Annotated in this window: 22 protein-coding genes and 1 pseudogene; 5 read left to right on the top strand and 18 right to left on the bottom strand. The window is 63.5% G+C overall.

What is annotated here, in order from left to right; all coding sequences use genetic code 11:
• The first annotated feature begins 229 nt into the window (after positions 1-229).
• Positions 230-1189: a helix-turn-helix domain-containing GNAT family N-acetyltransferase gene (locus ABDB81_RS27945; protein ID WP_346814159.1), complete on the top strand. Its 960-nt coding sequence runs from the start codon at positions 230-232 to the stop codon at positions 1187-1189.
• Here ABDB81_RS27945 and ABDB81_RS27940 read toward each other — a convergent pair.
• From ABDB81_RS27940 to ABDB81_RS27885, 12 genes are all read right to left on the bottom strand, one after another.
• Positions 1179-1574: a VOC family protein gene (locus ABDB81_RS27940; RefSeq protein ID WP_346814154.1), complete on the bottom strand. Its 396-nt coding sequence runs from the start codon at positions 1572-1574 to the stop codon at positions 1179-1181. The genes ABDB81_RS27945 and ABDB81_RS27940 overlap by 11 nt on opposite strands.
• Positions 1571-2533 carry a 2-oxoglutarate and iron-dependent oxygenase domain-containing protein gene (locus ABDB81_RS27935; protein WP_346814153.1) on the bottom strand — a complete coding sequence of 321 codons (963 nt, stop codon included), beginning with the start codon at positions 2531-2533 and terminating at the stop codon, positions 1571-1573. Before ABDB81_RS27935 ends, ABDB81_RS27940 begins: the two co-directional genes overlap by 4 nt.
• A gap of 13 nt (positions 2534-2546) precedes the next feature.
• Complete coding sequence (locus ABDB81_RS27930) at positions 2547-3584, bottom strand: ABC transporter substrate-binding protein (RefSeq protein ID WP_137928133.1); 1038 nt, start codon at positions 3582-3584, stop codon at positions 2547-2549.
• Positions 3585-3760: 176 nt separating this feature from the next.
• Positions 3761-4981 carry a TIGR03364 family FAD-dependent oxidoreductase gene (locus ABDB81_RS27925; RefSeq protein ID WP_346814152.1) on the bottom strand — a complete coding sequence of 407 codons (1221 nt, stop codon included), beginning with the start codon at positions 4979-4981 and terminating at the stop codon, positions 3761-3763.
• A 3-nt stretch (positions 4982-4984) separates the two neighbouring features.
• Complete coding sequence (locus tag ABDB81_RS27920) at positions 4985-6001, bottom strand: putative 2-aminoethylphosphonate ABC transporter substrate-binding protein (RefSeq protein ID WP_137928135.1); 1017 nt, start codon at positions 5999-6001, stop codon at positions 4985-4987.
• A gap of 44 nt (positions 6002-6045) precedes the next feature.
• The gene (gene phnX, locus ABDB81_RS27915) at positions 6046-6906 is read right to left on the bottom strand and encodes a phosphonoacetaldehyde hydrolase (protein ID WP_346814151.1); all 861 of its coding nucleotides are present in this window, start codon (positions 6904-6906) and stop codon (positions 6046-6048) included.
• A 23-nt stretch (positions 6907-6929) separates the two neighbouring features.
• Positions 6930-8675, bottom strand: a complete 1746-nt coding sequence (locus ABDB81_RS27910; protein WP_346814150.1) for a putative 2-aminoethylphosphonate ABC transporter permease subunit — start codon at positions 8673-8675, stop codon at positions 6930-6932.
• 7 nt (positions 8676-8682) lie between these two features.
• Positions 8683-9774: a putative 2-aminoethylphosphonate ABC transporter ATP-binding protein gene (locus ABDB81_RS27905; RefSeq protein WP_346814149.1), complete on the bottom strand. Its 1092-nt coding sequence runs from the start codon at positions 9772-9774 to the stop codon at positions 8683-8685.
• Positions 9775-9897: 123 nt separating this feature from the next.
• Positions 9898-10761 carry a LysR family transcriptional regulator gene (locus ABDB81_RS27900; protein ID WP_346814158.1) on the bottom strand — a complete coding sequence of 288 codons (864 nt, stop codon included), beginning with the start codon at positions 10759-10761 and terminating at the stop codon, positions 9898-9900.
• Positions 10762-10842: 81 nt separating this feature from the next.
• Positions 10843-11616, bottom strand: a complete 774-nt coding sequence (locus ABDB81_RS27895; protein WP_304523661.1) for an amino acid ABC transporter ATP-binding protein — start codon at positions 11614-11616, stop codon at positions 10843-10845.
• Complete coding sequence (locus ABDB81_RS27890) at positions 11597-12250, bottom strand: amino acid ABC transporter permease (RefSeq protein WP_137928139.1); 654 nt, start codon at positions 12248-12250, stop codon at positions 11597-11599. The genes ABDB81_RS27895 and ABDB81_RS27890 overlap by 20 nt, the downstream gene beginning before the upstream one ends.
• A 72-nt stretch (positions 12251-12322) precedes the next feature.
• Positions 12323-13114, bottom strand: coding sequence for an amino acid ABC transporter substrate-binding protein (locus ABDB81_RS27885; protein ID WP_346814148.1), 792 nt, complete (start codon positions 13112-13114; stop codon positions 12323-12325).
• Positions 13115-13379: 265 nt separating this feature from the next.
• Here ABDB81_RS27885 and ABDB81_RS27880 point away from each other — a divergent pair.
• Positions 13380-14381: pseudogene (locus tag ABDB81_RS27880) on the top strand (malate:quinone oxidoreductase); the annotation flags it as partial.
• A 293-nt stretch (positions 14382-14674) separates the two neighbouring features.
• On the opposite strand, the gene ABDB81_RS27875 reads toward ABDB81_RS27880, so the two are convergent.
• From ABDB81_RS27875 to ABDB81_RS27865, 3 genes are read right to left on the bottom strand one after another with little or no spacing between them, the layout of a single operon-like run.
• Positions 14675-15346: a dihydrofolate reductase family protein gene (locus ABDB81_RS27875; protein WP_346814147.1), complete on the bottom strand. Its 672-nt coding sequence runs from the start codon at positions 15344-15346 to the stop codon at positions 14675-14677.
• Between the two features lie 19 nt (positions 15347-15365).
• Complete coding sequence (locus ABDB81_RS27870; protein WP_137927357.1) at positions 15366-15821, bottom strand: 2Fe-2S iron-sulfur cluster-binding protein; 456 nt, start codon at positions 15819-15821, stop codon at positions 15366-15368.
• Positions 15803-18217 (bottom strand): molybdopterin cofactor-binding domain-containing protein, encoded by a 2415-nt coding sequence (locus tag ABDB81_RS27865; protein WP_346814146.1) that lies wholly within the window; start codon positions 18215-18217, stop codon positions 15803-15805. The genes ABDB81_RS27870 and ABDB81_RS27865 overlap by 19 nt, the downstream gene beginning before the upstream one ends.
• Positions 18218-18358: 141 nt before the next feature.
• Here ABDB81_RS27865 and ABDB81_RS27860 point away from each other — a divergent pair, with 141 nt between their 5' ends.
• The 3 genes from ABDB81_RS27860 (at position 18359) to ABDB81_RS27850 (ending at position 22504) form a co-directional block, all read left to right on the top strand.
• Positions 18359-20329 carry a preprotein translocase subunit YajC gene (locus ABDB81_RS27860; RefSeq protein ID WP_346814145.1) on the top strand — a complete coding sequence of 657 codons (1971 nt, stop codon included), beginning with the start codon at positions 18359-18361 and terminating at the stop codon, positions 20327-20329.
• Positions 20326-21924 carry a GMC family oxidoreductase gene (locus ABDB81_RS27855; RefSeq protein ID WP_346814144.1) on the top strand — a complete coding sequence of 533 codons (1599 nt, stop codon included), beginning with the start codon at positions 20326-20328 and terminating at the stop codon, positions 21922-21924. Before ABDB81_RS27860 ends, ABDB81_RS27855 begins: the two co-directional genes overlap by 4 nt.
• Positions 21925-22003: 79 nt before the next feature.
• Entirely contained in the window at positions 22004-22504 is a 501-nt protein-coding gene (locus tag ABDB81_RS27850; RefSeq protein ID WP_137927353.1) for a hypothetical protein, read from the top strand.
• Positions 22505-22598: 94 nt separating this feature from the next.
• Here the strand turns inward: ABDB81_RS27850 and ABDB81_RS27845 are convergent, their stop codons facing one another.
• The 3 genes from ABDB81_RS27845 to ABDB81_RS27835 form a co-directional block, all read right to left on the bottom strand.
• On the bottom strand, positions 22599-23519 hold the full coding sequence (locus tag ABDB81_RS27845) for a hypothetical protein (RefSeq protein WP_346814143.1): 921 nt from the start codon (positions 23517-23519) through the stop codon (positions 22599-22601).
• Positions 23520-23707: 188 nt separating this feature from the next.
• Entirely contained in the window at positions 23708-24634 is a 927-nt protein-coding gene (locus tag ABDB81_RS27840) for a hypothetical protein (RefSeq protein WP_346814142.1), read from the bottom strand.
• Between the two features lie 354 nt (positions 24635-24988).
• A partial coding sequence (locus tag ABDB81_RS27835; RefSeq protein ID WP_346814141.1) for a hypothetical protein occupies positions 24989-25190 on the bottom strand: 202 nt, incomplete at its 5' end.

Raw genomic sequence — 25190 nt, 5'->3', positions numbered from 1 at the left:
GCTCCCCTCTCCCATGCAATGGGAGAGGGGCTGGGGGTGAGGGCAAGGGGCTCTGCTTGCCGAGCACGTCGCAATTTGCACGGCTGGCCCTCACCCCCGCCCCTCTCCCGCTCGCGGGAGAGGGGAGAAAACCAGCAGCACAAGATACGTCTTCCTTCAAATCACTCCTTGCCACAGTTGCGACTCGCAACTATATTGGTTGCACGTCGCAACCAATATGGAACGCATGATGGACCTCGTAGACGTGCCGAACATGGGTCGGGAGACGACCATCCTGGAACTTCGCAACTTCTCGCGCAAGCTGGTTCGCGAGCTTGGGTTCATGCGATCCACGCTGGCGGAAAGCGATCTCGCACCCTCCGCCGTCCACGCCATCCTGGAAATCGGCTTGGCTCCCGGCATCAATGCGCGCGACCTCGGCGACATTCTCCGGCTCGACAAGTCCAACACCAGCCGGCAGGTTGCAAAGCTGGAAGCCGATGGTCTGGTAGAGCGTCGCCCCTCGGCAGACGACGCGCGATCAATCGAGCTTTATCTGACATCCGCAGGTCAGCAACTGCGCAAGAAGATCGATGGATTTGCTACCGAGCAGGTGTCGAATGCACTGCGGCGCATGCTGCCGTCCGATCAGCAGACGCTACTGCACTCGCTTGCGCTCTATGCCGACGCGCTCGCCAAGGACAACGTCGGCAAGCCTCGTCGGTCCGACGCTGAAACCGTGCAGATTACAGAAGGCTACCGGCCGGGTTGCATCGGCGATATCGCCAGCCTTCATGCGCGCTTCTATGCAGAGCACTGGGGATTCGGCGCGTTTTTCGAGAAGAAGGTGGCCAGCGAACTCGCGGACTTCGCGGCATCGCTGCCAGCTAGTGGCAAGGCGCTGTGGCTGCATGTCGAATCAGGCCGCACGCTCGCCTCGCTAGCGATCGACGGCGACCTCGACACGGGCGTCGCCCATCTGCGCTGGTTCATCGTCGATGACTCGCTGCGCGGCACGGGCATTGGCCGCGTGCTGATGAACCATGCCATGCAGTTCGTCGACGCGCACTGCAAGGAAACCTACCTCTGGACCTTCAAGGGACTGGACTCCGCGCGCCACCTCTACGAATCGTTCGGCTTCACACTGGCAGAGGAATCCGCAGGCGATCAATGGGGCACGCGTGTGATCGAACAGCGATTCACGCGATGACCGTCGCGATCCGGAACACATTACCCTCCGGATCTGCGAGCACAGTCTGCCATTGTCCGTAGTACGTCTTGAATGGGGCCTTGACGATGGTGCCGCCGAGGCTTGTCATCAACTCCGCCGCCGCATCGACGCGCGCCGTTGTCTCCACCATGAACGTGGCATAGGCAATCGTCGGCGCCGCTATGCCGTCAATGGGTTTCCGATCAGCGAGACCCAGCAGTTCATACGCAGGCTCCGCATTGAATCCGAACTGGAAATCCGGGGTTTCGAGCGCGCAGTAGATCGGCGAGCGGCTCGCCGCCGCTTCCGGCAGGTCGAGCACACGCTGATAGAACGCCAGTTGTGCGTCAATGTCCCGGCAGAGCAGGTTGAACCAGAGCTTCATGCCACGGCCTCCGGCACATAGGTCTTTCGATACATCTCTGTCAGGTGCTCGCCTGCCGTGCACGGTGCATAGCGCGGAGTCTCGCCTTCCGCAACGGTACCCGGAACGGGTTCGATGCGTGCCAGATAGTCGGGTTCGTAGAAGAACGGAATCGAGTAGCGCGGCGAGCCGTTCGAGTGCACGTTGCGCACGCGATGCGGATTCGAGTGATAGTGGCCGTTGGTCCAGCGCGGCACCATATCGCCCAGGTTGACCACGAAGCAGTCTGCCATCGGCGTGGCGGCCACCCACTGTCCATCCGGCATCTGCACTTCGAGACCACCGTGCTGGTCCTGCGCAAGGATCGTCACGGCGCCCCAGTCCGTATGCGCACCGGCGCCGAAGGTTCGCTCATCGGCATCGGCCGGATGCGCCGGATACCGGATCATGCGCAGCGTCACCATCGGGCTGTTGCTCGTGTGATCGAAGTAGTCCTCAGGCAGGTCCAGCGATAGCGCCATCAACTGCATGAGCCGGCGTGAAAGCGTCAGCATCGCGTCGATATAGGTCTGGCATTGCGCGGGCGCCTGCGGCAGTTCCACGGGCCACTGGTTGTGACCATAGGTCTGGTAGCCCGCCACCACATAGGGATGGTCATCGGGATACGCCATCCCGCAGTAAAAGCTCTCCTTGAGGTCTGGCCGCGCTGCAGCATCGAGCCGTTGATCGCCAAGGTTCTCGAAGCCGCGCATCGTGGGCGAGTTGCCCATGGCGAGCGCATGACGTGTGGCTTCCGGCAGATCCAGCAACGCCTTGGCCAGCGCGAACTGCTCCGCTACCAGTTGGCGTGGCACGCCGTGATGGCGAATGTAGAAGAAGCCCGATGACATCGCGGCGGCACGAAAAGCCTGCGCCACCTCGGCGCTTCGCGGCGCACCGGGCGTCAAGGCATCCGCAAGATCGATCATGGGAATCGACATGATGCAGCCCCCCTTACGCCTTGAGCTTCCGATCCGCTGCCGCAGGCAGGAACTGATCCGTCCAGATATCTGCAGCGGTCATCGGCTGCTTGATGCCGAACGCGCCCACGGTCTCGTCGACGGTCGCCTGCAGACGCGCCTGCGTGGCCGCGCCCCAGCCATCGCGTTGCGTATCGGGCGTGCGCATCGATCCATCGACGATCAGTTTCAGGCGCTCGAATTCCAGCGTCTGATCGGCCAATGGCTCGCGTGCCTTCACGGCGGCAGCGCCCGCCTTCGGGTCCGCCATCGCCTCGATCCATCCGCGCGTGGATGCCTTGACGAAGGCCTTCATCGCCTCCGGCTGTTCGGCCATGCTCTTTCGATTGGCCACGAGTCCGTTGCCATACGATTTCATGCCGTAGTCCGAGAAACGGAACACAGTCAGCTTCTCCGGCCCGAGTCCGCGCGCTTTCAGGTTCAGCAGGCCGGTGAAATAGAAATACGCAGCCGCATCGAAATCGCCTTTCGCAAAGCGCGTATCGCCAATATCGGGCGTGGCGTTCTCCCACTTGACCGTTGCCGGATCGAAACCCTGCGCCTTGGCGAACACGGGAAACAGCTTGCGCGAAGCATTGAAAGGCTGGCCGAGAATCGTCTTGCCCGCGAGGTCGCCAGGCTTGACGATGCCGCCGCCCTTGCGAACGATCACCGCATTGGGATTCAGGTCGTACTGGATCGCCACGGCCTTGAGTGCAGCAGTGGGATTGGCCGCGTTGAATTCAATCATCGCCGCCAGGTCTGCGGATGCGCAATCATAGGCACCGCCCGCTACCAGGCTGATGGCCGAGGCCGAGCCGTTGCCGGTATCGATCACCACATCGAGGCCGGCATCCTTGTAGTAGCCGCGCTGCAGCGCCAACAGGAAGCCGGCGCCAGACGCTTCCACTTTCCAGCCGAGATTGAATTTGAATTTCTGCAGCGAACCCGAGGCCCGGACGAAAGCCGGTGCGGCCAGCAGGGAAGAAAACGCGGTGGCGCCAGTGGCGCGCAGGAAGGTACGGCGTCGCATGGAAAGCACTCCGGAAACAGGCGTGGATACACGTGGCGAGCAATTTCCGGGCGGCAGAACTGCCGCTGAACGCTTCTACTCTCCGCGCTGTATCCACGCAGGTTCCGTGCCAAGAATCTGGCGACACCTTGCACCGCAATGCGGCACGATGCGCCACGACGGCGCACTCCGATCGATCAGGCGATGGCCGTGGCAGGCAACGATGCGGGTGCGGTCCACTGCGGCAGCGCCGTACCGTCCACCAGTGCATCCACATGCCGATGCGCGAGGGCCGGACCCACGCTCATGCCGATCCCGCTATGCATCAGCGCAACGGTAGTGCGGTCGTCTATACGCGTGATCGAAAATGCGCCGCTGCCCGGCGTGTGACGCTTGGCACCGTACACACCCTGCCAGCGCTCCACCACGCGCAGCTTGCTGCGCAGCGTATCGCGTGCCAGATCCAGCATGATGCTGTCCACGGATTCCGCATTGAACGGACGCGCATCCTGGCTGTAGTCGTGCGAGTCGCCGATGATCCAGTCACCATAGGGCGTCGGACTGACAAGCAGGTGGATACCGTGGCGTTGCAGCTCGGGACGCTGTTGCTCGATCTGCGTGGCGAGTGCCCGTGCCGTCTGCAGATCGGCAAACGCGCCGTAGTGCGTGCACGACAAACCCGTGAGCACCGCGTGCTGCAGATGGAAGCCATCTTCCGGCGTCACGCGCAGCATCTGCAGGCGACACACCTGCGGCTCCAGCGCGCGCAACTGTTCGGCGCACAGCGTCTGGTAGTCGTGACCGCTACACACGATCACGCGCTGCGCGTTGCAGACGCCCGCCGTGGTATCGAGCCGACCATGGTCCACGCCTCGCACCAGCGTGCCGAAATGGAAGCGCACGCCCTGCGTGGCGAGCCACACGGCCAGCGCGGGAACGGCTTCGCGCGAGTACAACTGCAGATCGTCGAAGCCCTGCAGCGCCGACCGATGCATGGCGAAGCGGCCGTCATAGAGGCCGGCCAGATCGGCACCGCGCAGCAGCTTCACGTTGTAGCCGAAAGCCGGCGCGCGCGTATCCATGAACTCTTCGAGCACGGCGTCTTCCGTGCGGTCACGCGAGAACAGCAGCGCGCCATTGGCACGTGCCGAGATACCCGCGCGCTCGGCCCATCCCAAATACAGCGCACGGCTTTCGCGTGCCAGATCCAGCATGATGCCGGGCGGCTGGCCGGTCACCAGCATCTGCCCGAAATTGCGGATCGAGGCGCCTACTGCCACTTCGCTGCGCTCGAACACCGTCACGCGCAGGCCGCGCTTGACGGCGGCCGCTGCGTGCGCCAGACCGAGGATGCCCGCGCCGACAATTGCCACGTCGGTGCTGGCATCCAGGCCGCCTTGAAATGCGGGTGCTTCCATCACTTACTTCTTCTCCGACTTGCCGTCATAACGCTTGGACCACTCGACGAGGATGCGATCACGATTCGCGCTGGCCCATGCGAAATCGTTCTTGATCAGGCGCTTCTCGTAATCGGCCGGCAGCAGTGCATCCGGCTTGGAGAAACCCGGGCTCGCCACCACGGCAAAGTTTTTCTCGTACAGCGCCATGGCAGCGGGGCTTGCCGAGAAATCGGCAAGCTTCTTCGCGGCCTCCACGTTCTTCGTGCCCTTCATGATCGCAGTGGCTTCCACATCCCAGCCCAGACCTTCCGACGGCAGCACGATGTCGATCGGTGCACCATCCTTCTTCGTCTTCACGGCGCGATATTCGAACGCGATACCGATCGGGAATTCGCCCGATGCAGCCATCTTGCACGGCTTGGAACCCGAATGCGTGTACTGGCCGATGTTCTGGTGCAGCGCATCCATGTAGGCCCAGCCCTTCTGCTCGCCCATCATCTGCAGCCACGCGCTGACGTCGAGATAGCCCGTGCCCGACGAGGCCGGATTCGGCATCACGATCTTGCCCGCGTACACCGGCTTGGTCAGGTCTGCCCACGACGTGGGCTTCGGCAGGTTCTGCTTTTGCGCTTCCACGGTGTTGAAGCAGATGGCCGCGCCCCACACATCCATGCCCACCCATGCCGGCGGGTTGGCGCTGCTGCGGTAGCGTGCGTCGATCTTCGACAGGTCGGCCGGTGCGTACGGCGTCAGCATGCCTTCCTTGTCGAGAATCGCCAGGCTCGATGCGGCGAGACCCCAGATCACATCGGCGCGCGGGTTGTTCTTCTCCGCCAGCAGCTTGGCCGTGACCACACCGGTGGAGTCACGCACCCACTTGATTTCGATATCGGGATTCGCCTTCTCGAACGCTGCCTTGTACGCAGCCACCTGGTCTGCTTCGAGCGCGGTGTAGACGGTCAGGGTCGTGGCGGCATACGCCGACGTGCTGAGCACCATCGCAGCGGCGACGGCCAACAGGGAAAGACGTGCAGTCATGGTTTTCTCGTTTCAGTGGTTAGAGGGTGCAACGATCAAGCGATTCAGACGCATTGCGGGCGCTCGCCGCTCGCCATGCGACGGTTGATATCCGCGACGACCACCGGCAGGTCGGCAATCGTGTCGATCTCGTAGTGCGGCCGGCACGCGGCAAAGCCCGCCGAGATGGCTTCGCGATGATGGGCACGCGCGTCATCGGACAGCGCCGCGTAGTCTTCGTACGGCAGGCCCAGCGTGTTGCCCGACATCAGCAACGCCACGGTCCACATGCCGGCGCGATGGCCTTCTTCGATACCGGGCACGGTGTCGTCCACCTTCACGCAGGCGGCCACATCGCCGATGCCGAGATCCACCACGTTGCGCAGTGCCTGCGCGGGGTACGGACGCGCACGCGGCACGTCATCGCAGGCCACCACGCAGTCGGGCTGGTAACCGGCTTCGGCAGCGAGTGCCACTACGCGATCCATCACCACGCGCGGATAGCCCGAGCACGAACCGATCTTCATGCCGGCCTCGCGCAGCGCGGCAATGGTCTCCAGCGCGCCGGGGATCATGGCCGAGTGCGTGCCAACCTTGGCGATCTGCAGCGGCATGAAGCGGTTGTAGATGGCGGTCACGTCTTCATCGGTGGGCATGTGACCGTGCGCCAGCGAGAAACGCGTGGCAATCGCACTGTCGTTGCACAGCGTGCGGATGTGGTCCCACTTGCCCAGGCCCATCGGACCACGCGCTTCGTCGAGCGTAATGGCCACACCGAACTCCGCGAAGGCTTCCACGAAGATCTGCGTCGGTGCGAACGACCCGAAATCGACGACCGTACCGGCCCAGTCCAGCACGGCGGCTTCCAGGCGCAGCGGTGCGGGGTTGCCCGCCGGGCGAGTCTTGATCGGGGAGATATCACCCATGTTCATGTTTCCTTTCAACGAGTTCAACGGGAGGCCGTGCGCCAGGCTTGCGTGCGCCGCATGACGCCGCGCATGGCGAACTCCAGCAACAGCGATACGACGATGGATGTGACGAGAATCAGCGTGGACATGGCCGCAGCGGGACCGATGTCGCCGGCGTCATCCATGTTCAGCACAGCTACCGAAGCCAGCACGGTGTCAGGGCTGTACAGGAAGATCACGGCGGATACCGTGGTCATCGCCGAGACAAACAGAAAGCGTGCGCAGGACAGCACGGCGGGCAGGCACATCGGCAACGTCACGCGGCAGTAGGTGCGCAGCGCCGAAACCTTGAGCGAGGCCGATACCGATTCAAAGACCGGATCGAGCTGACCGAGCGACGCCACCGACGTGAGGTGTGCCGTGGTGGCGCAATGCATGATCGTGCAGAGCACCATCAGCGTCATGCTGCCGTACAGGCCATTCAGCGGATTGTCCGGATGGTTGAAGAAGAAGACGTAGCCGAGACCCAACACAAGACCGGGCACCGCCATCGGCAGCAGCACGGCAAAGCGGATCACCGGATGCAGCCATGTGGCCACGCGCGTCTTCTCCACCAGCCATGCACCGGTGAAGATCAATGCGGTGCCGAACATCATGGTCAGCGTGGCGAGCTTCAGGCTGTTGCGATACGCCAGCCAGCCGCCACCATCCATATTGTCGAAGTCGTAGTTGCGCAGCGACAGGTCGAGGTTGTACGGCCACAGCTTTACGAGCGATGCGCCCACCGCCGTGGCGAGCATCAGCAGAATCCAGCCGATCACGAGCGTGGTCAGCAGCAGATAGAGTCCATCGCGCAAGCGATCCGGTTGCGGCTGATACGGCTGCGCACGGCTCGCCAGCGCGGCATGCTGGCGGCGCTGCACGATGCGCTCGACACCGAACGTCAGCAATGCGGGCAGCAACAGCATCAGACCGATCACTGCGCCGCGTGCGAATTGCTGCTGGCCCACCACGGCCTTGTACGCTTCCACGGCCAGCACCTGATAGCTGCCGCCCACCACGGTCGGCACGCCGAAGTCCGTGGCGACGAGCGTGAACACCAGTGCGAACGCGCCAAACAAGCCGTAACGCGCACCGGGCAGCGTGACCGTGCAGAACGTGCGCCACTGCGTCGCACCCATTGCGCGCGCTGCATCGTAGAGTCGCCCATCGGCCAGCGTCAGCGTAGCGAGCATCAGCATCAGCGCGTAGGGGAACGTGTAGAACGACTCGCCCAGCACGATACCCCAGAAGCCGTAGATGCTCGCGCCGGGCATCCATGCCTTGAACAAACCCTGATTGCCGAACAGATAGACGAGTGCGATACCCGGCAGCAGCGACGGCGCAAACAGCGGCAGCATGGCCAAGGTGCGCATCGTGCCGCGCAGCGGCATGCGCGTGCGCTGCACCGCATAGGCGAAGGCGAAAGCCAGCGGCACCACGATCAACGCCACGGTGGCAGACACCGCGAGCGTGCGGCCCACCATCGCCAGGAAATTTGGCGCCTGCACCACATGGGCAACCAGCGCCATGCCGTGCTGATCGGAACTGTGCGCGCCCGCAACCAGGCCCGTGGCCTGCAGCAGCATCATCGCCACCGGCAGCAGCAGGCCCAGCGTCAGCAGTAGCAGCCATACGAACTTCATGCCCGCGAGCATCGGCGCATCGGTGCGCCAGAACGGTGTGTGCGGCGTGGATGCAGCGGGCGTGATGGCCATGACGTGGGCTTCGCGTTGGATCATCGGCATCACATCCTCACGCGTAGACCCGCAGGCCGTCACGCGCCAGCGCGATCCACAGCTTGCTGTCGCCAACATCTGCACGCAGCGAATGCGAAGGCACTTCGGCCACCAGCGGCGCGTCGGGCAAGCCGTCGATAGCCAGCGTCAGGCGCGTGCGGCTGCCCAGATAGATGTGTTCGACCACACGGGCGAGGTGGCGATTGGGTGCATCGTCAGCGGCGTGCAGTGTCACGGCTTCGGGGCGGCAGAACAGGCGGGGCGCTCCGTTGGCGACATCGGCATCGGCATTCCCGTCAATCGACAACGCCTTGCCGGCCAGCATCGGCATACCTTCCGCACTGCGCGACAACGGCAGCCAGTTGGCCTGACCGACAAACCCGGCGACGAATGCCGTGGCCGGTTGTGCATAGATGTCAGCGGGCGAGCCGGTCTGCTCGATGCGACCGTTCGACATCACGGCGATGCGATCGGCCATGGCCATCGCCTCGTCCTGATCGTGCGTGACCATCACCGTGGTCACATTCAGCTTGCGCTGCAGGCGGCGCAGTTCGATGCGCAAATGTTCACGCACCTGCGCATCCAGCGCCGACATCGGTTCGTCGAGCAGCAGCAGCGACGGTGCGGGCGCCAGCGCGCGCGCCAGTGCCACGCGCTGCTGCTGGCCGCCCGACAGTTGCGAGGGATACCTGGCCTCGCTGCCCGAGAGACCGACCAACGCCAGCATCTCGGACACCCGCTCCCGCGCACGGCTGCCGCGCACATCACCGAGGCCATAGGCCACGTTCTGCGCAACCGTCAGGTTGGGAAACAGCGCATAGGACTGAAAGACGATGCCGTAGTCACGCTCGCCTGGCGGCAGGCTGGAGATATCGCGGCCACCGGCCACGATGCTTCCGGCATCCTGCGCTTCGAGCCCGGCGATGATGCGCAGCAGCGTGGTCTTGCCACAGCCGGACGGGCCCAGCAGGCAGACGAATTCGCCCTGCGCCACATCCAGCGACACGCCTTCGAGTGCCGTGAACGCACCAAAGCGGCGCGTGACTTGCCGCACGGAGAGAAACGGTCTGGCGTTGCTCTGGTTCGGGTGGAAGGTTGGCTGGAACATCGGCGGGGGCGGTTGCGATAACAGCCCCCAATGTAGTCAGCCGGCATGTAGCCATCGTGGCAGTTAGCCCAAATGCGCCAATGCCTCCATTCCCGGTTTTTGTATTGGAGTGGTGGGTCCGGCTTACGCAACCGGGTGCACGAGCCCCAGGAAAGCCGCAATCAGCCGCGCCTCGCTGCGGTCGTGCAGGCAGTACAGGTATTCGCTCAGTTCAGGCTTTGCATCGTCGAACGTCAGCATGCGCAGATCCGGATGGCTCGGCACTTCCTGCCGCGCAATCACGCTCACACCCAGGTTGCGCGTGATGGCCTCGCGTATGGATTCGCGGCTGCCAATCTCCACCGTGGACGCTGGCGTCACACCCGCCTGAGCCATCATCGTCTCGGTCATCGCACGCGTTGTCGATCCCGCCTCGCGTACCAGTAGCCGGCATTGCGCCAGCATCTTCACCGGCACACTGTTGCGGGCGGCCAGCGGATGGCTGCGATGCACCACCAGCACCAGCGGATCGCGCGCCAGTTCGATCCGCAGGAAGCGCGCATCGTCCACGCGGTGCGACGACGACGCCACGTCCACGCGGTATTCCTGCAACGCCTCCAGCATCTGCGCCGAGTTGCCCGCCTCGATACTCACGTCGATGCCGGGATGATCGCTGCAGAAACGATCGATGATATCGAGGATGTAGTACGGCCCGGTGGCGCCAATGCGCAAATGCCCGGTGGCCGTGCCGCCGGAATTGCGCAGGAAGAACTCGATCTCGGTTTCCTGGCGGACCAGTTCATCCACCAGCGGCATCAGCCGCACGCCTGCATCGGACAGCGCAAGGCGACGGCCGCCCCGGTAGAACAGTTCGATGTTGTACGCCTCTTCCAGCGCCTTGATCTGCGAGGTCACGGTCGGCTGAGACAGACCCAACTGCTTGGCGGCCAGCGTGATGCTGCCCATGCGGGCGACCATGAAGAACGACTTGAGTTGCGCGACGAGCATGGGAGCGGGCGAGATGAGTGTCGGGCCGGAATGGCGGCCCATTCTAGCGGAAGCGCCTGACAGCGCCCCGCTCTCCCCGCATCAGTAAGCGCGCGCCAGGAAATCCCGCGTACGCGCATGCACGGGCGCACCGAACAGTTGCTCGGGCGCGCCTTCCTCCACGACCTTGCCGCCATCCATGAAGACCACGTGGTTCGCCACGTCACGGGCAAAGCCCATTTCGTGCGTGACCACGAGCATCGTCATGTGCTCGTCGGCAAGCTGGCGCATGGTGCGCAGCACTTCGCCGGTGAGTTCAGGGTCCAGCGCGGAAGTCGGTTCATCGAACAGCATGATGTCCGGCTCCATCGCCAGCGCGCGTGCGATGGCCACACGCTGCTTCTGCCCGCCTGAGAGCCGCGACGGATAGTTGTCGCGCTTGTCGGACAGACCCACCTTGTGCAGTAGCGATTCGGCGATGGTGATGGCCTGGTCGCGCGGCATGCGCTTGACCGTGATTGGCGCTTCGATCAGGTTTTCCAGCACGGTCAGGTGCGGAAACAGATTGAACGACTGGAACACCATGCCCATCTTCGCGCAGACGCGCCGCACGGTGGCCGCATCGGGATACTTCGCGCGGCCTTCTACCGTGGACACCAGCAACTCGCCCGCCACGCGAATCTCGCCGCTATCGACCACTTCCAGATGATTCAGGCAGCGCAGCAACGTGCTCTTGCCCGAGCCGGACGGACCGATCACGGCGGTCACGTCGCCCTTGTTCAGCGAGAGCGACACGCCCTTGAGCACCTGCAGCGTGCCGAACGATTTGTGGATGTCGCTGGCAACGATCATCGGCTTACTGGTCGAATTTTGCATAGCGCTTCTCGAGTCTCTGGAAGAACCACGTCAGGATCAGCGTCATGACGAGGTAGAACGCCGCAGCGACCAGAAACGGCGAGGTGGTGAAATCGCGCTGGACGATACCGCGCGCGGTACGCAGGATGTCGTTGAGCGCCAGCACGTAGATCAGCGAGGTGTCCTTGACCAGCGTAATGGTCTCGTTGCTGACCGGCGGCAGGACACGGCCGATCATCTGCGGCAGCACCACGCGGCGCATGGTCTGCACATAGCTCAGGCCCAATGCCTTGCTGGCCTCGTACTGACCGCGCTCCACGGACTGGATACCTGCACGGAAGATCTCCGCGAAGTACGCCGCGTAGTTCAGCGCGAACGCCACCACGGCAGCCGGGAAGTCGGGCAGCTTGATGCCGACGTAGGGCACGAAGGGCAACGCGTAGTAGATGAACAGCATCTGGAGCATGAGCGGCGTGCCGCGCATCAGCCAGATATAGCCGTTGACCAGCTGGCTCAGCGGCCGCCAGGCCGAGATGCGCATTAGCGCCAGCGCCAGTCCCAATGGCACGGCCAGCGCCAGGGTAATGGCGAACAAGCCCAGCGTGAGCTTGGCCCCCTCCATCATCGGGGGCAGCAGTGTAAGAACGTAGTCCATGCGGAAACGAAAATGCCAGCACGCCTCCGGCGCGCTGGCTGGGTTTTTTCTGCTTACTTGCTGACTTCTTGTTTACTTCGTGATATCCGCGCCGAACCACTGCGCCGAGATCTTCGCAGCCGTGCCATCCTGCTTCATCGCCGCCAGCGTCTTGTTCAGCTTCTCGAGCAGCTCCGCGTCATCCTTGCGCACGCCCACGCCATAGTCTTCCGTGCCGAAGTTCTCGTCCAGCACGCGGTACTCGTTGGGGCGCTTGCTGGCCAGATAGCGGCCCACGACCTCATCCACGACGACGGCGTCGAGGCGGCCGGTCGACAGGTCCATGAGCGCGGTGACGTTGTCGCCAAACGTCTTCACGTCCTTCAGGCTCGCCGCCGTCTTTTCGTCCTTCTTGATGGCGTCCACGGCGCTGCTGCCGTCCTGCGCACCTACGATCTTGCCGGCCAGTTCTGCCTTGGTCTTGATCGGCGAGTTGGCCGTGACCATGATGATCTGGTGATTGGTCATGTACGGCGCGGTGAAGCCGATGTTCTTCTTGCGCTCGTCCGTGATCGTCAGGCCGTTCCACAGCACGTCCACGCGCTTGCCGTTCAGTTCGGCTTCCTTGGCGCTCCAGTCGATGGGCTTGAACTCCACCTTCAGGCCCAGGCGGTTGCTCGCTTCCTTCGCCATGTCGATGTCGAAGCCGACCAGTTCGTTCTTCTCGTTGCGGAAGCCCATCGGCGGGAAGTTGTCGTCCAGGCCCACCACCACGGTGGTGGCAGCGGCAGCAGCCGGTTGGGCAGTGGTATCAGTCTCTTTCTTGCCGCAGGCGGCGAGCGTGACGAGACCGGCAATCATCAGGAGTGCAGCGATTTTTTTCATTGGGATCGTGTGCCGAGGAGGAGTGGAATTTTTTTCAAGGCCGATACGATACCAGCGTGCGCCCCGTCACCCCGGGAAAACTACGATTTTCTGCGAATACTTGTGGCGCTTGACCGACTTTACGCCGATCTTGTTTGATCCATGGCGTCTGGCGAGGCTTACCCCGTCGGCATGCCTCGGGCAATGTGTCAATCGTTCTCAACCCCATTTGTTCACACTTGCCTATCGGGGTTTTCCCCAGAATCGGCGAAGGCTGCGTTACACGCACCTCGCCGCCAAGGCCGGCGTGAAGGTCTCCACCGGCTATGAAGTGCGGTCGATCACGCGCAACGAAGATGGCACATGGCGTGTGTCCGCGTTCGATACCCGGGACGGCACGAAAATCCAGACGGTCGATGCCGCGAAAGTATTTATCGGCGCGGGTGGCGCAGCTCTGCCGCTGCTGCAACTGTCCGGCATTCCCGAGGCGAAGCAATACGGCGGCTTCCCGGTCGGCGGCGAGTTCCTGGTCTGCGACAAGCCCGAGATCGCCGCGCGCCATCTGGCCAAGGTCTACGGCCTGGCGGATACCGGCTCGCCCCCGATGTCGGTGCCTCACCTCGACACGCGTGTCCTCGACGGCAAGACGGTCATCCTGTTCGGACCGTTCGCCACATGGTCGAGCAAGTACCTCAAGAATGGCTCGTACTTCGATCTGGTCAAGGCCACCACGCCGTCGAACATCGTGCCGCAACTGCAGGTCGGCGCGCACGAATTCGCGCTGGTGAAGTATCTGGCGGAGCAGTTGGCCTTGTCGCGGGACGAAAAGATGGCGGCACTCCGCCACTACATGCCCGAGGCGAAGGACGCTGACTGGCGCCTGTGGGAAGCCGGCCAGCGGGTGCAGATCATCAAGAACGACCCCGAGAAGGGTGGCGTGCTCAAGCTCGGTACCGAAGTCGTGGTATCCGCGGACGGCTCCGTCTCCGCACTGCTGGGTGCTTCGCCGGGCGGCTCCACATCGCCGGCGATCATGCTGTCGCTGCTGGAACGCGTCTTCGCAGACCAGATGAAGACGCCGGCATGGCAGCAGAAAATCCGCGAGATCGTGCCCAGCTACGGCAAGAAGCTCAATGAGAACCCGCAGCTTCTGGCAACGGAATGGGCCACCACCGCCGAAACCCTGCAACTGGCCATCGCCCCGCCCAGCCTCGACGGCTTCGTCCCGTCCACCGCCCCCACAACGACGCCGGGCGTGGTGAAGAAGGTGCCGGATATGGCGCTGTAAGGCTGTAGCTCGTCTCGCTCTCACCTCCCGCCGGTCTGCTCCCCTCTCCCGCGAAGTGGGAGAGGGGTTGGGGGAGAGGGCCAGCGGCTCTGCTTGCCGACCACCTCGCCTTTTGCACCGCCCTGCCCTCTCCCCTCCCCTCTCCCGCGAAGTGGGAGAGGGGTTGGGGGAGAGGGCCAGCGGCTCTGCTTGCCGACCACCTCGCATTTTGCACCGCCCTGCCCTCTCCCCGCCCCTCTCCCGCGCGCGGGAGAGGGGAGAAAGGTCAGTCATATGCTGCGAGCTCGCTTGCTCTACCAATTCGCCCCACCCGCCATCCGCTTCCGTCGCGCCCGTTCCTTCTCGCTGGGTTCGATTGTCTCGAACGTGCCTACCCGTACTTCGCCCGCTGGCACGTAGGTACTCAGCACAACGCCTGTCGTGGAGTGCAGCGAGTCGACCAGCTTCAGTTCCTCCGGCCGCGCTCCAGATTCGAACAACCGCTTGCCGCGGCCGAGCACCACGGGGAAGGTCCACACGTTGTACTCGTCGATCAGTGCCGCAGCCTGCAGTGTCTGGATCAGGTTGCCGCTGCCGATGATCTGCAGGTCCTGTCCCGCCTGCGCCTTCAGCGCGGCCACCGCCTTGGGCACGTCGTCGCCCAGCAGCGTCGAGTTATTCCACGTGACCTGTTTCAACGTGCGCGATGCCACGTGCTTTCTCGCCGCATTGAGCGTTTGCGCGATCTCGCTATCTGCGGGCTGATAAGGCCAGTAGCCGTCGAAGATCTCGTAGGTGCGGCGTCCCAGCACCAGCTCACGGTCCTTGCCGTCGAGGCCCTTCATCGAGCGCCCCATCACCTCGTCCCAGTACGGAAAGGTCCAGCCGCCGTGCGCGAATCCGCCGGTGGGATCTTCCTCGGGACCGCCCGGCGCCTGCATGACGCCGTCGAGCGATACGAAGGTGGAAGCGATCAGTTTTCTCATTCGTTGTCTCCGTTCACATTCATCGCAGCGCACTGGCCGCCATATGGATCGCGCGCCGGATGCGCGGGAACGTGCCGCAGCGGCACGCAATGTCCTTCATCGCAGCATTGATGTCGGCGTCGCTCGGTGCGCGCCGCCGCGTCAGCAACGCCGCTGCCGCAATCAACTGCGCACTCTGACAGTAGCCGCACTGCACCACATCGCATGCGATCCATGCCTTGCGCAACGCATCGGCGACGGGGCCGTCGAGTCCTTCGATCGTCGTCACGCGCGCATTGTTGATGCCCTTGACCAGTTCGCGGCATGCCGGCTTGGGTTCCTTGCCCACCAGCACGGTACACGCGCCGCAGATGCCCACGCCGCATCCAAACTTCGTACCCGTCAGACCCAGTTCGCAGCGCAACACCCACAGCAGCGGCGTATCGGGTGCCGAGTTGACCGTGACGGTCTTGCCGTTCAGAGTGACTTGCACCATTGGCACCACCTGTCTCCTTCCTGCGTGCGCTCGGCTTCCGGCAATGCCGGCGGTGCCGTCAACGGCAGACTGTATGGACGTTTGCTGGTCAGCAGCGCCACCGCGTTTGCAACAGCCGGGGCGATGGGAGGCGTCCCGGCCTCACCCACACCATGCGGCAGGTTGCCAGTGCCGGTCATGACGCGCGTGCGGATCTCCGGACATGTCTCGATATCGATCAACGGCACCTCGCTGAAATAGTGCTGCTCCACCTGTCCGTTGCGAATCGTCACCGCCTGCTGCAGCGCCGCCGAGAGTCCGAAGACGATGCCACTCTCCATCTGCTGCACCACCATGTCCGGATGAATCGCCAGCCCGCAGTCCACCACGCAGAACACGCGCGTCACACGAAATCCGGCGCTCCCCTCGCTGGCCGTCTCGCGGCGTACCTCCGCCACCTGCGCCACGATGCTGTCGAACGACACATGCATCGCCATGCCGCGTGCGAACTCCGTGCCGGTGCGATCCTTCCACTTGAGCGGCTGCCGCCAGCCCGCGAAATCGATCAGCGCGCGCAACACCGCCGCATGCCGCCGATGTTCAGGCTTGCCGAGCAGCGCCAGGCGGAAATCGATCGGGTCCTTGCCTGCTGCCGCAGCCATTTCATCGATGAAACTCTCGACGAAGAACGCCTGATGCGAGTGGCCCACAGAACGCCAGTAGCCCACGGGAATCGGCAGATCCACACGCGTGTGCGCGACGCTCACGTTCGGGCATTCGTACGGGATGTCAAAGCCGCCTTCGGCCATCGTGCCATCGGGCATATGGCGTGCAAGGAATTCCGGTACGCCGTACGTACGCGGCAGCACCTGTTCGGTCACGGACTGGCTGGCCGACACCGCATGCCATGCCGCAAGGTTGCCCTCGGCATCGAGCGATCCGCTGAACTTCGCCACGCACGCAGGGCGATAGAAATCGTGCGTCATGTCCTGTGGCCGCGACCATATCGTCTGCACGGCACGGCCTTTCATCTGCGCGGCAATGACGGCGGCCTGCGCCACGTAGTCGACTTCAAGGCGCCGGCCGAAGGCCCCGCCGAGATACGCCTGATGCACGGTCACGTCGTTCACGCCGATTCCCAACGCATCCGCCACCGCCTTGCGCGCGGCCTGTGGCACCTGCGTGGAGACCCACACCGTGGCGTGCCCACCGTCCACCAGCGCCGTGCAGTTGATCGGCTCCAATGCACCATGTGCGAGGTAGGGCACGGTATAGCGCATCTGCAGCACCTTGCCGCGTTTCAGCGCTGCATCCGCATCGCCCGCCTCGTAGTAAGTCACGCGCGATGTGTCGTCGATGGCGCGCTCCAGCGTCTGCATGATGTCGGCAGTGTTGAGTTTCGCCGCCTCGCCGTGGTCCCATTCCACTGGCAGATTGCATAGTGCGCGCATGGCGATGAATGGGTTATCCGCAATCACGGCCACACCGGCCGTGCCACCGTTGTAACCATCGACCACAAAGCAGCCATGCACGCCCTTCACATCCTTGATCGACACATCGCGCGACTTAGGACGGCCGCCGAGCGTCGGACACATCAACACGCTGGCATAGAGCAAGTCGACGGGTTGGCCCCCTTCCGTCTTTCTCGGCAGATCAGCGGGACCGATATCGATACCGAAACGCAGGCTGCCATCGAGCTTGGCCTTGCCTTCGATCCGCTTCGGACTCTTGCCGATCAACACGTAGACTGCCGGCGTCTTGAGCGTAGGCGAATACGGCTGTGACAAATCGCGTGCCAACGGCACAAGCTGACCGAACGTGGCGGATCGTTTCGATGCCCCATGCGACACGACACCGGCCTTGGCTACGCATGCTTCCACCGGCACGCCCCACAGGTTCGCCGCCGCCGTGCAAAGCATCGCGCGGGCGGAAGCACCAGCCTCCCGCATGGGCATCCACAGGTCCTGGATGCTGGTGGACCCACCGGTCACCATCGAGCCAAAGTAACGCGTGGTACGACGCGCGAAGTCGCGAATGAACTCCACATGCTCGCGCGGATCGTCATCGCGATAGGGCAGTCCGTTGACGATGTTTTCGCGGTTGATATAGATGCGGTCGATGGGGGATTGCACCACGCGTACCTGGGTCCAGTCCGCATCGAGTTCCTCGGCCAGCAGCATGGCCGCACCAGTGTGGATGCCCTGCCCCATCTCGGCCTTGCTCATCACCACCGTTACGCGGTTATCCGTGCCGATGATGACCCAGCCGTTCAGCGGTATCTGCGTATCGGACGATCCAGCGGACGCGGTGCGGCTTTCCAGCCGATGGTCGGGACGAAACAACGCCCAGCCCACCGCCAGCGTGCCTGCGGCAGCAGCCCCCGCGCCGCCGATCAGAAAGGTTCTACGACTGAGCATGAAGTTCTCAGCCTCCCCCGCGTTTGACCCCCAAAGTCCCCGGAACCCTGCCTATGTGTCTCCGATTTGCAAATCGGAATGATCGTGTCTTTCGATCACCTATATTAGGTGATGTTATCGATGATCGCGAGGCGCCATTTCATGCCTGAAGCAACGCCGCACGACCCGACGCCGGCGGTGCCAGCGGATACGGCATCTTCCGTCACGGGCCGCATCGAGCTTTACACGCACGAGCCCATGGTCAACTGGCTGAGTCCACTTCAGTTGCTCATGACGGCGGTCCGCGTGGCCGTGGCGCAAATCATTGGCGCCTTTGCCGATGCGCGCGCCGTGCAGGCCGCGCTCAATCCCGCCGTGTCGAACCCACCCATGCAAGTTAGCGCGGGCAGCGATGGCGCCACCTGGGTCGACTATCTCGCGGATACCGGCGACGGCTGGCACTCTACCTATTCGATGGCGCTGTGCGTGAGCCAACCCGTGCATCTGCAAGGCGAGAACCAGGCCCTGCCACGCGCCGGGGTGCTGCTGCTTGGCGGCGATCAGGTCTATCCCACGCCGGCCAACAGCGGCTATCGCACCCGCTTTCTCGATCCGTTCCGCGCCGCGTTTCCCGCGCCCGTCCCAGCGGACGCCACGGCCAACAGCGAAATTCCCATCGTGGTGCCCGATGCGCCGCTGATGGTGGCCACGCCTGGCAACCACGACTGGTACGACGGCCTGCGCGGCTTTGCGCAGTTGTTCTGCATCGGGGAACCCATCGGCGGATGGCGCACGGCCCAGCGGACGAGCTACTACGTCCTGCAATTGCCGCATGGATGGTGGATCTGGGGCCTGGACCTGCAACTCGATTCCGAAATCGACCGGCAGCAGTACGAGTATTTCAGGGTGATGCATGCAAAGCTTGCCCCTGGCGACCGTGTGGTGCTATGCACGCCCGAGCCGAGCTGGATCGACGAGATGCAGCGCGTCGCACGTTCGCAACGTCGCACACTGCCGACCATGGAAACCCGCACGCCCCGCTTCCGGAGCCTGAGCCGCATCGAGCTCTTGCTCGGTGACCATCTGGCTGTGGTTCTTGCCGGTGACATGCATCACTACGCGCGCTACACGCCGCGCACCGGCACCGATGGCCCCGAACGTTTTACCTGTGGCGGGGGTGGCGCGTTCCTGCATGGCACGCATCAGTTGCCGGAGACGCCTTCCCCGATTTCCATCGGCGCCACGCGTCAGCACTATCGACTCGCCGATTCGGTCTATCCGGACAAGGCCACCTCACGTCGTCTGCGCGATCGTGCGTGGCAACTGCCCGCGCGCAACGCCAGCTTCTGCGCACTGGTGGCGCTGCTGTATTTCCTGCTCGACTGGATACTGCACAGCGCCACGCCCCCGGCAGGCTCGATGATCGGTAGCGGCGGACTGATGGCGGCACTCTCGCAGGTGGAGGTCGGCTTCGCGCAGACTCCCGATGTCTGGCGATTGTTGCTGCGGGCGCTGGCACGCAGTCCGTCATCGGTGCTGTTCATCCTCGCCATCGTCGCGTTCTTTGCCGCCCTGGCGACGCGGGGCCCGAAGGGGCTCTTTTCGCTGGACGGACTCGCCGGTGCCTTGCACGGTTTGCTGCATGTCGCACTCGCCTTCGCGCTGCTGTGGGTGTTCACGCGCATCAACGTGCATCACTTCGGCATCCATGCCGCCGACTGGCGACTGGTGCCGTTGCTGCTGATCGAGATCCTGTTCTTGGGTGGCCTGTTGGGCGGCCTGCTGTTCGGCATCTGGATGGTGCTGGCCAATCGGCTCTGGGGCCTGCACATGGAGGAAGTGTTTTCATCGCAGGGCATCGACGACTACAAGTGCCTGCTTCGGATGCGCTTCGATGCGGACACGCTGACCATTCATCCGCTCAAGCTCGAATCGGTTTGCCGTCGCTGGTCGCTCGGCCAAGGTGTGCAGGCATTGCGGAAATTTGGCCACACGTGGCGACTGCGTGCGAATCCCGACGCGCGGGGTCCGCGCTTCGTTCCCGCCAGTGGTGAGACGCCACCGCCGATGGCGATACAGCGCATCGAGGCACCCATCGACGTGCATCGGCATCCACAACGGACATCGCCATGAATGCCGGCGCCTACGATGCGATCGTCATTGGCAGCGGCTTCGGGGGCGCGGTGTCCGCCTGTCGATTGGCGCTGGCCGGGCGCAAGGTATTGGTGCTCGAACGCGGCAGGGCGTGGACCCCCTCCACCTACCCGCGCGACGAAGATGACCCCTGGCTATGGAGCCAGCGACGACCGCAGCGGTTCAACGGATGGGCCGATATCCGCGCGTTCGACGACGTGTGGGTGATTGCCGGCGCTGGGGTCGGTGGCGGGTCGCTGATCTACGCGAACGTTTCGGTGGAGGCGTCCCCGGACACCTTCGCGCAAGGCTGGCCCGTAGATATCACTTACGCATCGCTCAAGGACTACTACGACACCGTGGGCGCGATGCTCGATGTCGCAACCGTTCCCGACGATCAGCTCAGCGAGCGCGCGTTGCTGCTGCGCGAAGGTGCCGAGGCCTGCGGCTGGAGCGAACGTTTTCGCAAGCTGCCGCTGGCCGTCACGTTCTCTCCGCACTGGCGCGCCGATTTGCACGATGCGCGCAGTGATCGTCATTCCGAACGATTCCTGAACCGGCATGGCCGATGGCAAGGAACATGCGTGCATTGCGGCAACTGCGACGTGGGGTGCCAGGTCTCGGCCAAGAACACGCTCGATCTCAACTACCTGGCGGTGGCGGTGGACCACGGCGCGGAAATCCGGCCGCTGCATGTGGTCAACCGTATCGAGCCGCTGGCGCAAGGCTGGCGCGTACGCTTCGACAGGATCGACATGGACCGAGAACGCCGGGAACCGGGCGAGGCCACTGCCACGCGTGTCATTCTCGCCGCTGGCTCCATCGGCAGCACCGAACTGCTGCTGCGTTGCCGGGACGAACATCGCACGCTGCCCGCGCTCTCCCGGCGCCTTGGCCACGGCTGGGCGCACAACGGCGATTTCGTGACACCGGCGTTCTACGACCAGCGGATGGTGTCGCCCGCCCATGGCGTCACCATCTCTGCCGTGATCGACCTGCTCGACCGCAGTGGTCCCGGTGGCCAGTCGCTATTCGTGGAAGACGGCGGCATTCCGAATCTCGCTGGCAATTACATTCGTCGCCGGCTGAGACGACTGCCGCGTGGAAAGCTGCGCATGCTATGGAAGGAGATCGGCGGACTGATTGACGATGGCGATCCGCTGGAACACATGATGCCGTGGTTCGGCCAGGCGGTTGACCCTGGCGATGGTCAGCTACGGCTTTGCCGCAAGTGGTACGCGCCGTGGCGCCACACGCTCGACATGCAATGGTCATACCGCGCGTCGGAAGCGGTGATCGAATCGATGATCGCGGCCCATACCCGCCTGTCGCACGCCACCGGTGGTGACCCCTGGGTGCCGCCCACCTGGCGGCTGCTGCATAACCTCATCACGCCGCATCCGCTGGGCGGCTGCAATATGGGAAACCATATCGGCGACGGCGTGGTGGATGCGCAGGGCCGCGTATTCGGCTACACCGGCCTCTACGTCATGGATGGCGCCATCGTGCCGCGCCCGCTCGGGCTCAACCCCTCGCGCACTATCGCTGCGCTGGCAGAGCGGAGCGTGGCGCTGCTCCTGCGCGAATCGGGCTGAGGCGGATGAGGTCGGCAGCGGTCTGCGTTAAAATTCGTCGCCTCGCAGAATGCATCGGCATGGACAGGTGGCAAGCTCAATGGATCACAGTGACACGATGGCCGCGGAGGACGACGCCTCCCGCATCCACGAACCCCGGCTCTGGCGCGACAAGGGCTGGACCGCACGGGTCATCAAGAACGAAGATGGCGACGGCTGGGCCGTCGAGATGATCCGTGATGGCAGCGCCGAACCCGCGCTCGTCGGGCCGTGGACGATGGGCCGCAACAAGGTGGACCCCAAGCCACTCGACGCCACCGCGCACCAGACACTGGTCAAGACGGCGAGCGAAGTGATTCGCCGCCACGAACAGCAACTGCACGGCCAGCTCAACAAGCAGGTGACGATCGAACACGAATCCGACACCCTGGAAGTGCGGCTCGTTATCACCCCCGATGAATTCGAGCCGTTCGGCACACTGACGGCCACCAACCGCTTCGGGGATACGCTCGGCACGACAACCGTCCGGCCAGATTTCAAGTTGACCCGCGACAGCGCGGCGCGCTGGGCCGAAGGTGGCTTCGGGAAGATCCGGGGTTAGACGGTGCTGTGGGTGAACTCCCCCCGCATCGCGGGAGCGGCGCCGTGGGGGAGAGCCAGCCATCCAGTACCCACCCGCCGCACCCTGCAGACCTTCAATCGTCCCGAATGTCGTCGTACGACGCTGCGGCACGCGTCATGGGGTCCCGGATCAATACCACGGCGGCACATAGCACCATGCCGAGAACGCTCCACAGGATGGTGGGCATCAGATAGGTGCCTGCGGCTGGACGCGTAGGCACAAAGACCGGCGCAACACTACGCGTATTGAACGTGCGGACATTGCTGAGTTGCTCGGTGATCTGTTCCTTCTGCTGGCGCAGCGCGCGCACTTCGGAATCGTCGGATTTGATCAAGCTGGACAACAGCACGTTCTCGGAGAATTTCCGCTCGACAGCGTTCGTGCCGGCGACCTTGATCACGGATTTGAATATCTCGGCGCGACTCTCCGTGATGAGGCGGATATTCGCATTGACGTCATTGAGGGTATTGGTCAGCCGAGTGACCGACGGCTCGAGAATGGCCTGATGCTCGGTCTGAAGAATATTCAGCGCCAGTGCCGCAAGCGCTCTCGCGCCATCAGGCGAGACATCACGCACACTCACCGCAACAAGGTTGCCACTGCGCGGCAATCTGGCCGACAGCGTCTTCCTGACAATCCGGCAACGAGGGTCCTTTCCCGATGGCTCGACATATCCCGCCGCGCCGCAAACCTGTGCCGAGAATCCCGCGAAATTGACCCGGTTCACGAGATCGGCCGGGGCGACGAGCGGCGCCGACGAACTGCCAATCTGCCCGACCTGGACCAGCATGCTGGCTTCCCACTGCTGGCCTCGCCAATAGGTCAGCAGCACGCCGATGGCACCGCCGACCATTGCCGACAAGATCAACACGGGGATTGCACGGCACAGCGCATGACTAGCTGCACAGACGAGGTCCACGACTGGGAACATCCCGTTCTTCCTGGCGATCTCTCGCGATGGATCGCCCTGGGCGCACAGTGGATGCTGTTCCATTCACGCCCCCGTCCACAATAATGCGCTACCGCCAGATTGCTCGACTTCCTGAACACGAAGAATCTGCAAGACTCACTCCCCTCTCATGTCTGCCCGACGAAAAAATTTACATTCTTTCGTGTGCCAGACGACGGCTGATAGAGAGAGGCGTGATCAGAATCAATAGTTGACGGATGCGGAGTGTCCGGTCATTTCACCGGCTTGCGTCCCGGTAACACCGGCATGGCCGGACCAAGCGCAGCCCTGACCGCCGCCTGCTCCGCAGCGGACTGATCGATATCCGCGCCGGCATCGCCCGCTTCGCTGACACCGATCGCAAGTACCACAGTGCCACGCGCCACCGGCACGGGAATGGGTGCCGACATGCCAAAGCACGGCGTCGCGCCACATGCCGCAGCGTCGCCAGCCACAGCCACGCTTGGCACAGACACCGTGGCGGCGCCGAGTTCGGCAAACGTCGCCGCGCCCGCGCTACTCACCACGAGTTGGCGCGCCACGAGCGCGAAGGACACCGTGATTTTCGGATCGGCACCCGCAGTCCGCGCAATCGTATTGCCAGCGCGTACGTAGAGCGGCCGGAAGCGGAAGTAATCGGTGAACTTGCCTTCATCGAACCGTTGCTCGATACCGAGCACGGCCAGCAGTCCGGGACGCGACGGCGCATCACCGACGGCATACCGCGCGAAGACCACGCAACGTATCCCCCGGAATCCTGCGGCGGAGAATCCCACATCGACGCTGCTAGCATCCAGCCCCTCGCGCTGTGCAGGTGCGGATGCCGACCCGCTGCGCGCGGCTGTCATGTCGATGACATCGCGCGATGCCGAAGCGAGAAAGGACCCCGACACACTGGCCCCTTTGCCGGCAGACCTCGGCGCCGGTTCGACACACTGCGGCGATGCCAGCAATTCCCGCACCCGGCGATACTCGGCCTGCGACAGAATCGCCGCCAGTTCCTTGTCGGACATCCAGTCCCGATGCGCTCCCACCCAACCCTGCGCGGCCCGCTTGGGCTTGCCACTCTGCGTATCGGGCATCGGCCCCGGCTTCGGCGTCGATGTGCTGCAACCCAAGACAAGCATGCAGGCGGCCAACGGCCCGGCAATGGTCTTCACGGCGCGCTCCTTGTTCTCGATCCCCCTTACGAGACCCACAGGGTAGACAACGAATCACACGTCGGGTACCAGTCAGAAGATTGAATAGACCTGTGGTGGGTTGGCAGGGAGGTTAAATCGGGCTAGGGGGCAGAAATTTCTGAGGTGTAGTGCGGTGGGGGTGCGATGAGGATCGTCTGTGCTTTCGACAACCACCACACCATGGCTCCGATTGGGCGCATCGCACTCAGAGACATCGGCAAAAATTGATTTTGCAGTTTGTTTGACCATGCACTGCAAACCCGGCGGTTGGACCGTTCTCAGCACATTGAATTGAGCGTAACTTGCGGCCCGCAGGCGGATCGACTACGCGAATTATTCAGTCAAGCTGAGAACGGAGGTGTGGAAGATGGTGAGTGAGGTTGGAGGGATTGCGAAGTCAATTGAACGGCCGAAGCCTGTGAAGAGATGGCAGGCATATTTACTCAAAGTGCCTGGCGCCACAGCAAGAACCAAAACCAAAAGAAGATTGGCAGGTGCGGCCCTCCTGTTCTCGTCATTGCTCACCGGATGCGAC

It is taken from the genome of Cupriavidus sp. DL-D2, assembly GCF_039710735.1.
Taxonomy (GTDB): Bacteria; Pseudomonadota; Gammaproteobacteria; order Burkholderiales; family Burkholderiaceae; genus Cupriavidus.
The sequence above is the reverse complement of the archived record's forward strand: the minus strand, read 5'-3'. Positions and strand labels throughout refer to the sequence as shown.

Excerpts from the sequence above, each read along its gene's own strand:
- ABDB81_RS27945 (WP_346814159.1), top strand. The coding sequence starts at position 230 with ATGGACCTCGTAGACGTGCCGAACATGGGTCGGGAGACGACCATCCTG.
- ABDB81_RS27940 (WP_346814154.1), bottom strand. The coding sequence starts at position 1,574 with ATGAAGCTCTGGTTCAACCTGCTCTGCCGGGACATTGACGCACAACTG.
- ABDB81_RS27935 (WP_346814153.1), bottom strand. The coding sequence starts at position 2,533 with ATGTCGATTCCCATGATCGATCTTGCGGATGCCTTGACGCCCGGTGCG.
- ABDB81_RS27930 (WP_137928133.1), bottom strand. The coding sequence starts at position 3,584 with ATGCGACGCCGTACCTTCCTGCGCGCCACTGGCGCCACCGCGTTTTCT.
- ABDB81_RS27925 (WP_346814152.1), bottom strand. The coding sequence starts at position 4,981 with ATGGAAGCACCCGCATTTCAAGGCGGCCTGGATGCCAGCACCGACGTG.
- ABDB81_RS27920 (WP_137928135.1), bottom strand. The coding sequence starts at position 6,001 with ATGACTGCACGTCTTTCCCTGTTGGCCGTCGCCGCTGCGATGGTGCTC.
- phnX (WP_346814151.1), bottom strand. The coding sequence starts at position 6,906 with ATGGGTGATATCTCCCCGATCAAGACTCGCCCGGCGGGCAACCCCGCA.
- ABDB81_RS27910 (WP_346814150.1), bottom strand. The coding sequence starts at position 8,675 with ATGCCGATGATCCAACGCGAAGCCCACGTCATGGCCATCACGCCCGCT.
- ABDB81_RS27905 (WP_346814149.1), bottom strand. The coding sequence starts at position 9,774 with ATGTTCCAGCCAACCTTCCACCCGAACCAGAGCAACGCCAGACCGTTT.
- ABDB81_RS27900 (WP_346814158.1), bottom strand. The coding sequence starts at position 10,761 with ATGCTCGTCGCGCAACTCAAGTCGTTCTTCATGGTCGCCCGCATGGGC.
- ABDB81_RS27895 (WP_304523661.1), bottom strand. The coding sequence starts at position 11,616 with ATGCAAAATTCGACCAGTAAGCCGATGATCGTTGCCAGCGACATCCAC.
- ABDB81_RS27890 (WP_137928139.1), bottom strand. The coding sequence starts at position 12,250 with ATGGACTACGTTCTTACACTGCTGCCCCCGATGATGGAGGGGGCCAAG.
- ABDB81_RS27885 (WP_346814148.1), bottom strand. The coding sequence starts at position 13,114 with ATGAAAAAAATCGCTGCACTCCTGATGATTGCCGGTCTCGTCACGCTC.
- ABDB81_RS27875 (WP_346814147.1), bottom strand. The coding sequence starts at position 15,346 with ATGAGAAAACTGATCGCTTCCACCTTCGTATCGCTCGACGGCGTCATG.
- ABDB81_RS27870 (WP_137927357.1), bottom strand. The coding sequence starts at position 15,821 with ATGGTGCAAGTCACTCTGAACGGCAAGACCGTCACGGTCAACTCGGCA.
- ABDB81_RS27865 (WP_346814146.1), bottom strand. The coding sequence starts at position 18,217 with ATGCTCAGTCGTAGAACCTTTCTGATCGGCGGCGCGGGGGCTGCTGCC.
- ABDB81_RS27860 (WP_346814145.1), top strand. The coding sequence starts at position 18,359 with ATGCCTGAAGCAACGCCGCACGACCCGACGCCGGCGGTGCCAGCGGAT.
- ABDB81_RS27855 (WP_346814144.1), top strand. The coding sequence starts at position 20,326 with ATGAATGCCGGCGCCTACGATGCGATCGTCATTGGCAGCGGCTTCGGG.
- ABDB81_RS27850 (WP_137927353.1), top strand. The coding sequence starts at position 22,004 with ATGGATCACAGTGACACGATGGCCGCGGAGGACGACGCCTCCCGCATC.
- ABDB81_RS27845 (WP_346814143.1), bottom strand. The coding sequence starts at position 23,519 with ATGGAACAGCATCCACTGTGCGCCCAGGGCGATCCATCGCGAGAGATC.